General features: G+C 71.8%; 10 protein-coding genes. 8 read left to right on the forward strand and 2 right to left on the reverse strand.

All coding sequences use genetic code 11. From position 1 onward, the window contains the following. Positions 1–64 precede the first annotated feature (64 nt). Together ACWD4O_RS07015 and ACWD4O_RS07020 are read left to right on the forward strand one after the other, a co-directional pair. Complete coding sequence (locus ACWD4O_RS07015) at positions 65–1,726, forward strand: phosphatidylglycerol lysyltransferase domain-containing protein (RefSeq protein WP_451278169.1); 1,662 nt, start codon at positions 65–67, stop codon at positions 1,724–1,726. Then, positions 1,723–2,394, forward strand: a complete 672-nt coding sequence (locus ACWD4O_RS07020) for a hypothetical protein (protein WP_451278171.1) — start codon at positions 1,723–1,725, stop codon at positions 2,392–2,394. The genes ACWD4O_RS07015 and ACWD4O_RS07020 overlap by 4 nt, the downstream gene beginning before the upstream one ends. Before the next feature lie 73 nt (positions 2,395–2,467). On the opposite strand, the gene ACWD4O_RS07025 is transcribed toward ACWD4O_RS07020, so the two are convergent. Further along, positions 2,468–3,244: a hypothetical protein gene (locus tag ACWD4O_RS07025; protein ID WP_451278173.1), complete on the reverse strand. Its 777-nt coding sequence runs from the start codon at positions 3,242–3,244 to the stop codon at positions 2,468–2,470. Positions 3,245–3,311: 67 nt separating this feature from the next. On the opposite strand from ACWD4O_RS07025, the gene ACWD4O_RS07030 reads away from it, so the two are divergent. Next, positions 3,312–4,163 carry an adenosylcobinamide-GDP ribazoletransferase gene (locus tag ACWD4O_RS07030; RefSeq protein WP_451278175.1) on the forward strand — a complete coding sequence of 284 codons (852 nt, stop codon included), beginning with the start codon at positions 3,312–3,314 and terminating at the stop codon, positions 4,161–4,163. Between the two features lie 8 nt (positions 4,164–4,171). Here ACWD4O_RS07030 and ACWD4O_RS07035 read toward each other — a convergent pair whose 3' ends face one another. Further along, positions 4,172–4,987, reverse strand: a complete 816-nt coding sequence (locus ACWD4O_RS07035; RefSeq protein ID WP_451278177.1) for an endo alpha-1,4 polygalactosaminidase — start codon at positions 4,985–4,987, stop codon at positions 4,172–4,174. 321 nt (positions 4,988–5,308) lie between these two features. Between ACWD4O_RS07035 and ACWD4O_RS07040 the strand changes: the two genes are divergently transcribed. The 5 genes from ACWD4O_RS07040 to aceE all read left to right on the forward strand — a co-directional run bounded on the left by ACWD4O_RS07040 (position 5,309) and on the right by aceE (position 14,310). Beyond that, positions 5,309–6,835 (forward strand): leucyl aminopeptidase, encoded by a 1,527-nt coding sequence (locus tag ACWD4O_RS07040; protein WP_451278179.1) that lies wholly within the window; start codon positions 5,309–5,311, stop codon positions 6,833–6,835. A 307-nt stretch (positions 6,836–7,142) separates the two neighbouring features. Then, positions 7,143–8,531 carry a dihydrolipoyl dehydrogenase gene (gene lpdA / locus ACWD4O_RS07045; RefSeq protein ID WP_451278181.1) on the forward strand — a complete coding sequence of 463 codons (1,389 nt, stop codon included), beginning with the start codon at positions 7,143–7,145 and terminating at the stop codon, positions 8,529–8,531. Positions 8,532–8,590: 59 nt separating this feature from the next. After that, complete coding sequence (gene sucB, locus ACWD4O_RS07050; RefSeq protein ID WP_451278183.1) at positions 8,591–10,363, forward strand: 2-oxoglutarate dehydrogenase, E2 component, dihydrolipoamide succinyltransferase; 1,773 nt, start codon at positions 8,591–8,593, stop codon at positions 10,361–10,363. Positions 10,364–10,661: 298 nt separating this feature from the next. After that, positions 10,662–11,285 (forward strand): GntR family transcriptional regulator, encoded by a 624-nt coding sequence (locus ACWD4O_RS07055; RefSeq protein WP_451278185.1) that lies wholly within the window; start codon positions 10,662–10,664, stop codon positions 11,283–11,285. Between the two features lie 319 nt (positions 11,286–11,604). Beyond that, positions 11,605–14,310 carry a pyruvate dehydrogenase (acetyl-transferring), homodimeric type gene (gene aceE, locus ACWD4O_RS07060; RefSeq protein WP_451278187.1) on the forward strand — a complete coding sequence of 902 codons (2,706 nt, stop codon included), beginning with the start codon at positions 11,605–11,607 and terminating at the stop codon, positions 14,308–14,310. Positions 14,311–14,458: the final 148 nt, after the last annotated feature.

Raw genomic sequence — 14,458 nt, forward strand, 5'->3', positions numbered from 1 at the left:
AGAGCGGGGGGTACTGGGCGGCGTTACGGGGAGGGAAAGGTATGGGCCCATATGATCAAACCTTATGGGATATGCCCGATTCGCCGTCTGGTATCTGCGAGCCGTCGCCTTCGTCAACCTCCTCAGCGCGGTGTGGGTGTCCCTGGGACAAGACGTGCGGCGGCACAACCAGGAGGATCTGTTCACGCCGTATCTGCTGACCGCCGGCTTCGCCTCCGGCGTGTTCACCGTGTTCCTGGCGATCACCATGCGGCGTCGCAAGCGCGCCGCCTGGATCCTGAACCTCGGGCTCGGCGGGGCGTTCCTCGCACTGCTCGGCTTCGCCATGGTGTTCCCGGAGATCCGGCGGTACCCGCAGAACTGGGTCTCGCTGGCGCTGACAGCCGCCTTCGTGGGGGCGCTGGTGCTCGGGCGGCGGGAGTTCTACGCCAAGGGTGACCGGGCCAATCCGAGGCTCGCGGCGGCCGTCGGGGTCGGTGGGCTGCTGGGCGCCTCGCTGCTGGCCGCCCTGCTGGTGACGGTCACCAACCGGGCGTCCGGGCCCTCCACGTTCCTCGATCGCTGGCGGTACGGCACGCTGCGGCTGGTCTCCGTCGCCGCCGACGAGGGACGCGTCGCCGGGATCGTCACGCCGACCTGGGTCGACGTCGCCGTCAACGTGCTGAGCACGGCGCTCGTCCTCGCCGTCCTGTACGCCGCGTTCCGCTCCCGGCGGGCCGTCGACCCGCTCACCGACGACGACGAGAAACGGCTGCGGGAGCTCCTCGACCGGCACGGCGAACGGGACTCGCTCGGCTACTTCGCGCTGCGGCGGGAGAAGAGCGTCTGCTGGTCGCCGACCGGGAAGGCCGCCGTCGCCTACCGCGTCGTCGGCGGGGTGTCGCTGGCGTCCGGGGATCCGCTCGGGGATCCGGAGGCCTGGCCGGGGGCGATCGGGCCGTGGCTCGCCGAGGCGCGGGCGCACGGCTGGATCCCGGCGGTGATGGGCGCGAGCGAGGAGGCCGGGACCGTGTACGCCCGGCACGGGCTGGACGCGCTGGAACTCGGGGACGAGGCGATCGTCGAGGTCGCCGAGTTCACCCTGGAAGGACGCGCCATGCGGACCGTCCGGCAGGCCCACAACCGGGTCCGGCGGGCGGGGTACACGGTGTGCGTCCGACGCCACGAGGACGTCTCCGCCGACGAGATGGCGTACCTGCTGCGGCGCGCCGACGACTGGCGCGACGGGGCCGCCGAGCGGGGGTTCAGCATGGCGCTGGGCCGGCTCGGGGACCCGCAGGACGGGCGCTGCGTGCTGCTGGAGTGCCACGACGCGGACGGTGAGCTGCGGGCGCTGCTCTCCTTCGTGCCGTGGGGCCCGCGCGGGCTCTCGCTGGACCTGATGCGGCGCGACCGGGACTGCGACAACGGTCTGATGGAGTTCATGGTCATCGAGCTGCTGCTGCGCGCCCGGGACGAGCGGGAGGCGATCACGCAGGTCTCGCTGAACTTCGCCGTGTTCCGCTCGGTCTTCGAGCGGGGCGCGCGGCTCGGCGCCGGGCCGGTGCTGAGGCTGTGGCGGTCGCTGCTCAGCTTCTTCTCCCGCTGGTGGCAGATCGAGTCGCTGTACCGCGCCAACGCCAAGTACCGGCCCATCTGGGAGCCCCGGTTCCTGCTCTTCGAGAAGAGCGCGGACCTGCCCCGCATCGGCATCGCGTCGGCGCGGGCGGAGGGGTTCCTGCCGTGAGGCGGATCGCCCGCCGGGCCCGCGCCGAGTGGGGGCCGCTGTACGAGGCCGTACGCGACCCCCTGGCGGAGCGGCGGTGGCGGGCGGTCCCCATGACGCTCGGGGCGGTGTGTCTGACGGCGGTGACGCAGATCGTGCAGAACCGGTCGTGGGGCTATCAGCCCGTCCAGGATCTCGGCGCGGTACGGGCCGAGGACCCCTTGTGGCTCGCCCTGCTGCGCACTCCTCTGTCGCTGTTCGTCCCCGCGCTGGACCTGCCGGTCTGGGGCGCTCTCGCGCAGATCCTGCTGGTGTTCGGGATCGCGGAGCTCTGCCTGGGCCGGTGGCGCACGCTCGTCATCGCCTACGCCGCCACCCTCGCGGGCACGCTGTACGCGCGCGTGGGCATCGCCCTGGGCCGGCTGCCCGCCTCCGACGGCCTGGTGGTGGACACCGGCCCGTCGGCGGCGGTGGTCGGCCTCGCGGTCTTCCTGTGCCTGCGGTACCGCGCCTACGCGACGGCGGCGGCGGTGATCGTCGCGATAGTGGTGGAGGTCCTGCTGAAGAACAACCTGGCGGGCAAGGAGCACTTGGCGGCGATCGCGGCGGTGCTGGCCCTGTGCGCGGTGGCGGGGCGGGCGCGGGCGGTCGGGGGGCAGGCGCATCCGCAACCGCTGAGACGGCGGTGAGGCGGCGGTGAGGCGGCCTCGGGGCGCTGTCGGAGCGCCATTGGGGTGCCATTGGGGTGCCGTCGGGGCGCCCTCACTTCCGCTCGGCGGACGCCTCGGACTCGGCGAGCTCCGCGGTCGTCTTCCCGCCCAGCCAGTCCCCGACCACCCGGCGCGGTCCCGCCCATCGTCGATCGTGCCGGTAGGCCCGCAGCAGCGCCCTCGCACGCGCGCGTGGCCGCCTCCGGTAGAAGCGCCGGGCCCAGGGCGAGTCGGGCCGGGCCAGCCGCACCAGGCCCACGAGGCCGAGGAACGGGATGAACACGCTGAAGACGGCCATCTGGGCCTTGCCCTTGCTCAGCACGGCCAGCGAGAACAGGAAGTTGACCACGACCGTCGAGATGACGCTGCCCCGGTCCTGGAGCTCGTCCTGGCTCATGTCGTTGACGCCGAACGGCGAGAAGCCCACCAGCAGCAGTCCGACCAGCGCCGCCGTCAGGACCACGGCCTCCACGCTCTTGCGGCCCGCCTCCGTCCAGTACACGTCGTCGAGGTGCAGGATCAGCGCGAACTCGTCCAGGACAAGGCCGGTGCCGATGCCGAAGACCACCGCGAAGGCGTTCGCCCCGAAGCCGTGCCGGCCGCTCGCCACCGCGCCGAAGCCGCCCGCGACGGTCAGGACGACGCCCGGGACCACATGGTGGATGTGCACCCCGCCGGCGCTGCTGATGTTGCCGAAGGGCCCCTTGCCCGCGCGGATGAGCCGGGTGATGACCCGGGTGATCAGGAAGGTGAGCACGAACGCGGTCAGCGCGACGAGCAGCGGGACCTTGCCCGGTTCGACGATGTTGCGCTGCAGCCAGTCGCCCATGTCGACAGTCTTCCGGGGCCGGGGGTGGGCTGCCTGGCGGACGGGGCGTCCGGGCTACTCTGCCGCGGTGTCAACGACCTCGCCTCTCGACGGCCTCCGCTTCGCCTTCGGCACCCTGACCGTGTTCCCGGTCCGGGTGACCCGCTGGGACCGTCCGGCCGCGCGCGGGGGCATGCTGGCCGCCCCTCTGGTGGGGCTGGTCGTCGGCGGCTGCGCGGCCGGGCTGGGGCTGCTGATGCTCCGCCTGGGCGCGAGCCCGCTGCTCGCCGCCGTCGCCTCGGCCGCCGTGCCCGCCGTCCTCACCCGCGGTCTGCACCTCGACGGGCTGGCGGACACCGCGGACGGTCTGGGCAGCGGCAAGCCCGCCGAGGACGCCCTGCGGATCATGAAGCAGTCGGACATCGGGCCGTTCGGCGTGCTCACGCTCGTTCTCGTGCTGCTGGTGCAGGTGGCGGCGCTGACGCAGCTCTACGCCGAGTCCTGGGCGCTGGGCGCGGTCGCCGTCGTCGTCTCGGCGGCCGCCGCCCGCCTCGCGCTGACCCTGGCGGCCCGCGTCGGGGTGCCGGCCGCGCGGCCGGAGGGGCTGGGGGCGGCGGTGGCCGGCGTGGTCCCGGTGCGGGGCGCGGTGCTCGTCGCGGCCGCGGTCGTCCTGGCGGCGGCGGGCGCGGGAGCGTACTTCGGCCCGTACGACGTCGGCGTCGGCGCCACTGCCGTGATCGGGCCGGTCGAGGCGGGGCCGGTCCTCGAGCCGTACGACGCCGTCCGTCCGGCTCTCGCGGTCCTGGCCGCGCTCGCCGCCGCCGAACTGCTCCTGCGGCACTGCGCCCGCCGCTTCGGCGGCGTCACCGGCGATGTGTTCGGGGGCCTCGCGGAGACGGCGGCGACCACCGCCCTCGTGGCGCTGGCCCTGCTCGGCTGACGCCTGCCCTAACAGGCCTCGCGCCAGACGCCGAGTTCGTACTTCTTCAGCAGCGAACTCAGGCGCAGACGGCGGGAGTCGGCGCAGAACTCGCTCGTGGGCAGTTCGTACTCGACGTGGAAGACGGCCTTGCCCGCCTCGATGAAGGGCGTCAGGTCCGCGCACTCGTCGTACTGGGCGCACTGTTCGTTGACCGCGAAGTCGAAGTCGTCGACGAGTTCGGGGATCTGGTCGAGGTCGTTCTTCAGGCCGACCGACATGCCCCGGTCGTGGGCGAGGTCGGCGATGAGCCGGTTGTAGCGGAGCTGGTCGGCGGCCTTGACGGGGAAGCCGGTGGTGTTCTTGTAGCCGTCCATGTTGTCCGGTTCGACCGCGTCGAAACCCTTGTCGCGGCACATGTCGAGGCGGGCCGCCATGAGGGGTTCGAGGATGTCGACCTGGCGGATGTCGAGCCAGTGCTCGCCCTCCCAGCCGTTGCCCTTGCCGATCACCGACTCGGGGAAGTCGTCGGCGTCGGGCCGCCAGTCCTCCCAGGCTCCGGTGGACAGGTAACAGATGACCTTGCGGCCGTCCTTGTGCAGGCCGGCGACCGTGGCCTCGGTCTGGTCGAAGCCGTCGATGTCGTAGACCGGCACGTCGACGGAGGTGTCCAGGCGTCCGCTGAGCTGCCACTGCCAGCCGATGCCGGGGGCCGGTTGCCACAGACTCGTCCCGCCCGAATCTCCGGTTCGGCCCGCTTCGTCGTCCGGCTTGTCGTCAGGTGCGGCGGTGCAGCCCGCGAGCAGCAGGGCGAGGAGGGGCAGCAGCAGGGTCGGGCGTCTCACCGGAGTGACTCCAGGGGGTGCGGCAACGGACTCCAGCATGATCGCCCATGGCGGAACCCGGCGAGTGTGACCCAGTTCATGGAGTGCGAGGATCCAGAAGTGGCTACGACGCCACCGACAGGTGAACACTCGCGTGCATGGGCGAACGCACACGCACGCGTACGCTCATTCCGGGATTCGCCAAGCCGGTTCGCCGCGCCGGTGAGGCAGACCCCCGGATGCGACCGCACCCACGACCCGGATCTAGGGTCGGCTGTCGGGCCCGGTCGACCCACACCTCCGGCCACAGCAACTCCACATCGGAAGCGAGATTTCACCACCGTGACTGCTCTCACTCTCAGCACCGCCGCGGCGCCCGGCCTCCGGGCCGACGCGATCGTGATCGGTGTCGCCAAGGGCGCGAAGGGCCCGATCGTTGCCCCAGGCGCCGAAGCCGTCGACCAGGCCTACGACGGCCGACTCGCCGCAGTCCTGGAAACCCTGGGCGCCGCCGGCGCCGAGGGCGAGCTGACGAAGCTGCCCGCCCCGGCCGGTTTCAAGGCGCCGCTCGTGCTCGCGGTGGGCCTCGGAGCCGAGCCCGAGAAGGACTCCTCCTTCGACGGCGAGGCGCTGCGCAGGGCGGCCGGTGTGGCCGCGCGCGCCCTCACCGGCGCCAAGAAGGCCGCCTTCGCCCTGCCGGTGACCGACGCCGCCGACATCGGCGCGATCGGCGAGGGCGTGGTGCTCGGCGCGTACGCCTTCGACGCCTACAAGCAGAACGGCAACGATGCCAAGGCCAAGAGCGGCAAGGCGCCGCTCGCCGAGGCCGCCCTGCTCGGCGGCAAGCCGCGCGACGCCGCCCACAAGGCCGCGGTGCTGCGTGCCGCCGCCGTCGGCGAGGAGCTCAACCGCGCCCGCGACCTGATCAACATGCCGCCGAACGACCTCAACCCCGAGGCGTTCGCCGCGCTGGCCCAGACCGCGGCCAAGGAGCACGGCATCAAGGTGCAGGTGCTCGACGAGAAGGCGCTCGCCAAGGGCGGCTACGGCGGCATCCTGGGCGTCGGCTCCGGCTCGGCGTCCGCCCCGCGCCTGGTGAAGCTGTCGTACACGTCCGCCAAGGCGACGAAGCACCTCGCCCTGGTCGGCAAGGGCATCACCTACGACTCGGGCGGCATCTCGCTGAAGCCGGCCGGGCACAACGAGACGATGAAGTGCGACATGAGCGGCGCGGCGGCGGTCTTCGCCGCGGTCGTCGCCGCCGCACGGCTCGGGCTCGAGGTGAACGTCACCGGGTGGCTGGCGCTGGCCGAGAACATGCCGTCGGGCTCCGCCACACGTCCGGGCGACGTGCTGCGCATGTACAGCGGCAAGACGGTCGAGGTCCTCAACACCGACGCCGAGGGCCGGCTGGTCCTGGCGGACGCGCTGTGGGCGGCCTCCCAGGAGAAGCCGGACGCGATCGTGGACGTCGCGACCCTGACCGGCGCGATGATGCTGGCGCTGGGCAGCCGGACCTTCGGGATCATGGCGAACGACGACGCGTTCCGCACCGCGCTGCACGAGGCCGCCGAGGAGGTCGGCGAGCCCGCGTGGCCGATGCCGCTGCCGGAGCACCTGCGCAAGGGCATGGACTCGACCGTCGCGGACATCGCGAACATGGGCGAGCGGATGGGCGGCGGGCTGGTGGCCGGGCTCTTCCTGCGCGAGTTCGTCGGCGAGGGCGTCACCTGGGCGCATCTGGACATCGCCGGGCCCGCGTTCAACGAGGGCGGCCCCTTCGGGTACACGCCCAAGGGCGGCACGGGTACGGCGGTGCGGACGCTGGTGCGCCTTGCTGAGCTGACCGCCGCGGGCGATCTCGGTTAGTCGCGGTGGGTGCGGGGACTGTGCGCCTGGTCACTCGGGTCCATCCGTCCGTGTGGCGGGTGCGGGCCGTGTGTGGCCGGTCGCGCAGTTCCCCGCGCCCCTGGGGCACGTCCCCTCACGTCCGTCACAAGTGAGCGTGGGGTGTCTCACACCCCGGCCCGGCGTCTCGTTCGTCTTCTGCAAGTGCGAAGATGGGGCTCGGCAGGACAGGGCCCCCACCACAGGGCCGAAGAAAGAGCGGCCGGACACCAGCCGCCGCCCGGTCAGCGACGACCGGCGTACGGCGCACATGCATGGAGGACGTGACGTGGCGAACGACGCCAGCACCGTTTTCGACCTAGTGATCCTCGGCGGTGGTAGTGGCGGTTACGCCGCGGCGCTGCGCGGGGCCCAGCTGGGGCTTGACGTCGCCCTGATCGAGAAGGACAAGGTCGGCGGCACCTGCCTGCACCGGGGTTGCATCCCCACCAAGGCCCTGCTGCACGCGGGCGAGATCGCCGACCAGGCCCGCGAGAGCGAGCAGTTCGGCGTCAAGGCCACCTTCGAGGGCATCGACGTCCCCGCCGTCCACAAGTACAAGGACGGCGTCATCTCCGGCCTGTACAAGGGTCTGCAGGGGCTCATCGCGTCCCGCAAGGTGACGTACATCGAGGGTGAGGGCCGACTGTCCTCCCCCACCTCCGTCGACGTGAACGGCCGGCGCGTGCAGGGCCGTCATGTCCTGCTGGCGACCGGCTCCGTGCCGAAGTCGCTGCCGGGGCTGGAGATCGACGGCAACCGGATCATCTCCTCCGACCACGCCCTCGTGCTGGACCGGGTGCCGAAGTCCGCGATCATCCTGGGCGGCGGCGTCATCGGCGTCGAGTTCGCCTCGGCGTGGAAGTCCTTCGGCTCCGACGTCACGGTCATCGAGGGCCTGAAGCACCTCGTGCCGGTCGAGGACGAGAACTCCTCCAAGCTTCTTGAGCGCGCGTTCCGCAAGCGCGGCATCAAGTTCAACCTGGGCACCTTCTTCTCGAAGGCCGAGTACACCGCCGACGGCGTCAAGGTCACCCTGGCCGACGGCAAGGAGTTCGAGGCCGAGGTCCTGCTGGTCGCGGTGGGCCGCGGGCCCGTCTCCGCCGGTCTGGGCTACGAGGAGCAGGGCGTCACGACGGACCGCGGCTATGTCCCGGTCGACGAGTACATGCGGACGAACGTCCCGACCATCTCGGCCGTCGGCGACCTGGTCCCGACGCTCCAGCTCGCGCACGTCGGCTTCGCCGAGGGCATGCTGGTAGCGGAGCGCCTGGCCGGTCTGAAGGTCGTCCCGATCGACTACGACGGCGTCCCCCGGGTGACGTACTGCCACCCCGAGGTCGCCTCCGTGGGCATCACCGAGGCCAAGGCCAAGGAGATCTACGGCGCGGACAAGGTCGTCGCTCTGAAGTACAACCTCGCGGGCAACGGCAAGAGCAAGATCCTGAACACCGCGGGCGAGATCAAGCTCGTCCAGGTGAAGGACGGCGCCGTGGTCGGCGTCCACATGGTCGGCGACCGCATGGGCGAGCAGGTCGGCGAAGCCCAGCTGATCTACAACTGGGAGGCGCTGCCCGCCGAGGTCGCGCAGCTCATCCACGCCCACCCGACGCAGAACGAGGCGCTCGGCGAGGCCCACTTGGCCCTGGCGGGCAAGCCGCTGCACTCGCACGACTGACCCTCGGTCGACGAAGCGACGACTCAGACTTCCGCAATTCGTTAGGAGCAACCGAAACCATGGCGGTTTCCGTAACCCTTCCGGCGCTCGGCGAGAGCGTCACCGAGGGCACTGTCACCCGCTGGCTGAAGGCCGAGGGTGAGCGCGTAGAGGCCGACGAGCCGCTGCTCGAGGTGTCGACCGACAAGGTCGACACCGAGATCCCCTCCCCCGCCGCCGGCATCCTGGCCTCCATCAAGGTCGCCGAGGACGAGACGGTCGAGGTCGGCGCCGAGCTGGCCGTCATCGACGACGGCACCGGGGCCCCCGCTGCCGCCCCCGCCCCGGTCGCCGAGCCCGTCGCGGCTCCGACCCCGGCTCCCGTGGCCGCAGCGCCCGCCGCGCCTGCCCCGGCCCCCGCCGCTCCCGCTCCGGCCGCCGCCCCCGCGGGCGCCGCGTCCGGCACGGACGTGGTCCTGCCCGCGCTCGGCGAGTCCGTCACCGAGGGCACCGTCACCCGCTGGCTGAAGTCGGTCGGCGACAGCGTCGAGGCCGACGAGCCGCTGCTCGAGGTCTCCACGGACAAGGTCGACACCGAGATCCCGGCGCCCACCTCCGGTGTGCTGCTCGAGATCACGGTCGCCGAGGACGAGACCGCCGAGGTCGGCGCCAAGCTCGCCGTCATCGGCGCCCCGGGCGCGGCGCCCGCCGCCGCCCCGGCCCCCGCCGCCCCGGCTCCGGCGCCCGTCGCCGCCGCCCCGGCGCCCGCTCCGGTCGCGCCCGCCGCCCCGGCCCCGGTCGCCCCGGCTCCGGCTCCGGTCGCTCCGGCGCCCGCCCCGGTCGCCCCGGCCCCCGCGCCGGTCGCTCCGGCTCCGGTCGCCCCGGCCGCTCCGGTCGCGCCCGCCGCGCAGGACACCGACGAGGGTGCGTACGTCACCCCGCTGGTGCGCAAGCTCGCCGCGGAGAACGGCGTCGACCTGGGCTCCGTCAAGGGCACCGGCGTCGGCGGTCGGATCCGCAAGCAGGACGTCCTCGCCGCCGCCGAGGCCGCGAAGGCCGCCGCGGCTGCCCCGGCTCCGGTCGCCGCCGCGCCGGCCGCCGCGAAGAAGACCCCGAAGCTCGAGGTCTCCCCGCTGCGTGGCCAGACCGTCAAGATGCCCCGCATCCGCAAGGTCATCGGCGACAACATGGTCAAGGCGCTGCACGAGCAGGCGCAGCTGTCCTCGGTCGTCGAGGTCGACATCACCCGGCTGATGAGGCTCCGCGCGCAGGCGAAGGACTCCTTCGCGGCCCGTGAGGGCGTCAAGCTCTCCCCGATGCCGTTCTTCGTGAAGGCGGCGGCCCAGGCGCTGAAGGCCCACCCGGCCGTCAACGCCCGGATCAACGTGGACGAGGGCACGATCACCTACTTCGACACCGAGAGCATCGGTATCGCGGTGGACTCGGAGAAGGGCCTGATGACCCCGGTCATCAAGCACGCGGGCGACCTGAACATCGCCGGCATCGCCAAGGCCACGGCCGACCTGGCGGGCAAGGTCCGCGCCAACAAGATCACCCCGGACGAGCTGTCCGGCGCGACCTTCACCATCAGCAACACCGGTTCGCGCGGCGCGCTCTTCGACACGATCATCGTGCCGCCGAACCAGGTCGCGATCCTCGGCATCGGCGCCACGGTCAAGCGTCCGGCCGTCATCGAGACGGAGGAGGGCACGGTCATCGGCGTCCGCGACATGACGTACCTGACCCTGTCCTACGACCACCGTCTGGTCGACGGCGCCGACGCGGCCCGTTACCTGACCTCGGTCAAGGCCATCCTGGAAGCCGGCGAGTTCGAGGTCGAACTCGGCCTGTGATCCCAGGGTCCAGCAAGCAGGTGCCCCCGTCCGGAGCGTTCCGGACGGGGGCGCTTGTTTTTCAGGCCTGGGGCGCAGCCTCCGGGGGCGCGGGGAACTGCGCGACCAGCCACACTCGGCGTCGCGCCGCCCCACGGTCGGACACAGCAGGTTCCAAGGCGCCCCGTCCGGTCATGTAAGTCTCGTCTCACCTGCGTAAAAGCGTCCCCGCGCGCCCGTCGGGAAAGCGCTCGCGGCCGTATTGTCTAAACGTCGAACGCCCCGGGGCCCATGGGCGGCCCCTCTTTAAGGAGCCCTCATGACCGCGCCCGTCGTGCACTCGCTGCGCGAGCAGATCCGCGAGCACATCGTGGAGGGGATCGTCAGCGGGCGCTGGAAGCCGGGCGAGCGGATCGTGGAGCGACGGATCGCCACCGAGCTGGAGGTCAGCCAGACGCCGGTGCGCGAGGCGCTGCGCGAGCTGGAGTCGCTGCGGTTGATCGAGTCCGCGCCGAACAAGGGCGTGCGGGTGCGGAACCTGACCGCGGCCGACCTGGAGGAGAGCTACCCCGTCCGGGCCGGTCTGGAGGCGATCGCGGCGGAGCTGGCCGCCCAGGCGCTCGCCGAGGACTGCTCGGCCCTGGAGCCGCATGTCGCGGCGCTGTACGAGGCGGACCGCGCGGCGGACGGCACGGCCCAGGTGCGGCACACGGTGGGCTTCCACCGGGAGCTGGTGCGGGCGGCCGGCAACTCGGTGCTGCTGCACACCTGGGAGGGGCTCGGCATCGAGGTGTTCACGGCGCTGTCGATCCGCTGGCTGGGGACGCAGCAGCAGTCGTACGCCGAGGAGCACGAGGAGCTGGTGGAGGCGTTCAAGCGGCGCGATCCCCAGATCGCCGAGCTGGTGAAGGCCCATGTGCTGGGGTGCGCGCCGAGGGCGTGACGCAGTCGTGTACTCCCCGGGCACTCCACCGGGCACTCCACCGAGCACGCCCCCGCTCACCTGCGAAAACAGCCAAAATATGCGGCACCCGGTGCCCGCCCGAAAGGCACCCCGTGCCTACTTTCTCGTAATCGAGAAGTTTTGCCCTGGAACCCTTTGATCGATCATCGATCAGGGAGTTATTGTCGCCGACGGGCCGCACGGCGGAGCCGCATAACGGCGCCGTCCCGAAGCCCTACGCCCTGTCCTGCCAAAGACCAAGGGCAACCCCGAACCCTTACCCGTGAGGGAACCCCCTTCGACTGAGGAAGGCGGCGACATGACCGACCCCAACGCCATCCAGCCGAGCGCGCTCGACCAGCTCCCCGACCGGGACCCGGAGGAGACCGCCGAATGGCAGGCCTCGCTGGACGCGGTCGCCAAGGCGGCCGGGCCGCACCGCGCGGCATACCTGATGCGCCGCACGCTGGAGCGTGCCGAGGGCAACGGCATCGCGCTGCCCAAGCTGCTCGAGACGGACTACGTCAACACCATCCCGACCGCCGCCGAGCCCGCCGAGCCCGGTGACGCGGAGCTGGAGCGGAAGATCACCGCGTGGAACCGCTGGAACGCGGCCGCGATGGTGACCCGCGGCAGCAAACACGGCGTCGGCGGCCACATCGCCACCTTCGCCTCGGCCGCCTGGCTCTACGAGACCGGCTTCAACCACTTCTTCAAGGGCAAGGAGGCCGACGGCTCGGGCGACCAGCTCTACATCCAGGGCCACGCCTCCCCCGGCATCTACGCCCGCGCCTTCCTCGACGGCCGGCTGACCGAACAGCACCTCGACAACTTCCGTCAGGAGGCGGGCGGCAACGGCCTCCCGTCGTACCCGCACCCCCGCCGCCTGCCCTGGCTGTGGGAGTTCCCGACGGTGTCGATGGGCCTCGGCCCGCTGTCGGCCATCTACCAGGCGCGCTTCAACCGCTATCTCACCAACCGCGCCATCAAGGACGTCTCGGCGTCCCACGTCTGGGCGTTCCTCGGCGACGGCGAGATGGACGAGCCCGAGTCGACGGCGGCACTGGCGCTCGCCTCCCGCGAGGGCCTGGACAACCTGACCTTCGTCATCAACTGCAACCTGCAGCGCCTCGACGGCCCGGTCCGCGCGAACTTCAAGATCGTGCAGGAGCTGGAGGCCCAGTTCCGCGGGGCCGGCTGGAACGTCGTCAAGACGCTGTGGGGCGGTGCGTGGGACGAGCTGTTCGCGCTCGACGTCACCGGCGCGCTGGTACGACGGCTGCGCGAGGTGCCCGACGCACAGGTGCAGACGTACCAGACGCGTGACGCGGCCTACATCCGCCAGGACTTCTTCGGCAAGGACCCGGCGCTCGTCGAGATGGCGAAGCTGCTGAGCGACGACAAGATCCTGGAGTGTTTCCACCTCTCGCGCGGCGGTCACGAGGCGCGCAAGGTGTACGCCGCCTACAAGGCCGCGGTCGAGTTCAAGGGCGCGCCGACGGTCATCCTGGCCCAGACGGTCAAGGGTCACACCCTCGGCCAGGGCTTCGCGTCGAAGAACGCCAACCACCAGATGAAGAAGCTCTCGGTGGACGAGTTCAAGGCGATGCGGGACCTGCTCGAGCTGCCGATCAAGGACAGCGACTTCGTCGACGGCGTGGTGCCTTACGGCCACCCCGGCGCCGACTCCGCCGAGGTCCGCTACCTGCAGGAGCGCCGCGCCGCGCTGGGCGGCCCGGCCCCGGCCCGCCGTACGCACGCGCTCGCCCCGCTGCCCGCCCCGGCCGAGAAGGCGTTCGCCTCCTTCGACAAGGGCTCGGGCGCGCAGAACGTGGCGACGACCATGGCCTTCGTCCGGCTCGTCAAGGACCTGGTCCGCGACAAGGAGACGGGCAAGCGCTGGGTGCCGATCGTCCCGGACGAGGCGCGCACCTTCGGCATGGAGAGCCTGTTCCCGTCCCTCGGGATCTACTCCCCCAAGGGCCAGACGTACGAGCCGGTCGACCGCGACCAGCTGATGTACTACAAGGAGGCCAAGAACGGCCAGATCCTCAACGAGGGGATCACCGAGGCCGGTTCGATGGCCGACTTCATCGCCGCTTCCACCGCGTACTCCACGCACGGCGAGGCGATGATCCCGTTCTACATCTTCTACTCGATGTTCGGCTGGCAGCGCACGGCCGACCAGATGTGGCAGCTCGGCGACCAGCTCGGGCGCGGCTTCCTCGTCGGTGCGACGGCCGGCCGGACGACCCTGACGGGCGAGGGCCTCCAGCACGCCGACGGCCACTCCCCGGTCATCGCCGCGACCAACCCCGCCGCCCTGTCGTACGACCCCGCGTTCGCCTACGAGGTCGCGGCCATCGTCAAGGACGGTCTGCGCCGGATGTACGGCGAGGCGGCCCCGGGTGAGGACCCGAACGTCTTCTACTACCTGACCGTCTACAACGAGCCGATCCCGCAGCCCGCGAAGCCGTCGGTGGCCGGTGTCGACGAGGGCATCGTCAAGGGCCTGTACCGCTTCAACACGGCGGAGTCGGCGGGCGTGAACGTGGCGGCGGCCAATGCCCCGCGCATCCAGCTGCTCGGCTCGGGCACGGCGATCCACTGGGCCCTCGACGCGCAGCGGCTGCTCGCCGAGGAGTGGGGCGTCGCCGCCGACGTGTGGTCGGCGACGTCGTGGACGGAGCTGCGGCGCGACGCGCTGGAGGCCGACGCGGCCCTGCTGCGGGGCGAGGAGCGGGTGCCGTACGTCCGGCAGGCGCTGCAGGGCGCCGAGGGCCCGGTCCTCGCGGTCACCGACTACATGCGCCAGGTCCCGGACCAGATCGCGCAGTGGGTCGAGCAGGACTGGTCCTCGCTGGGCGCGGACGGCTTCGGCCTCTCCGACACCCGCGCGGCGGCCCGCCGCCACTTCGGCGTCGACGCGCAGTCGATCGTCGTCGCGGCCCTCGCCCAGCTGGCCCGCCGCGGCGAGGTCAAGGCGACGGCGGTCAAGGAGGCCCGGGAGAAGTACGGGCTGTAGGCCCGGCCCGGTAATCCGGCGCTGAAGGGGGGACGGTCGCGACCGTCCCCCCTTCACCGTCTTCCGGCCGTATCTTCACCTTCTTCCGGCCGTACCTTCACCGTCTTCCGGCCGTACGAAAGCTGCGGCCAGGCTGTGACCAGTCGCC

The sequence above is a fragment of the Streptomyces sp. NPDC002623 genome, assembly GCF_053592635.1.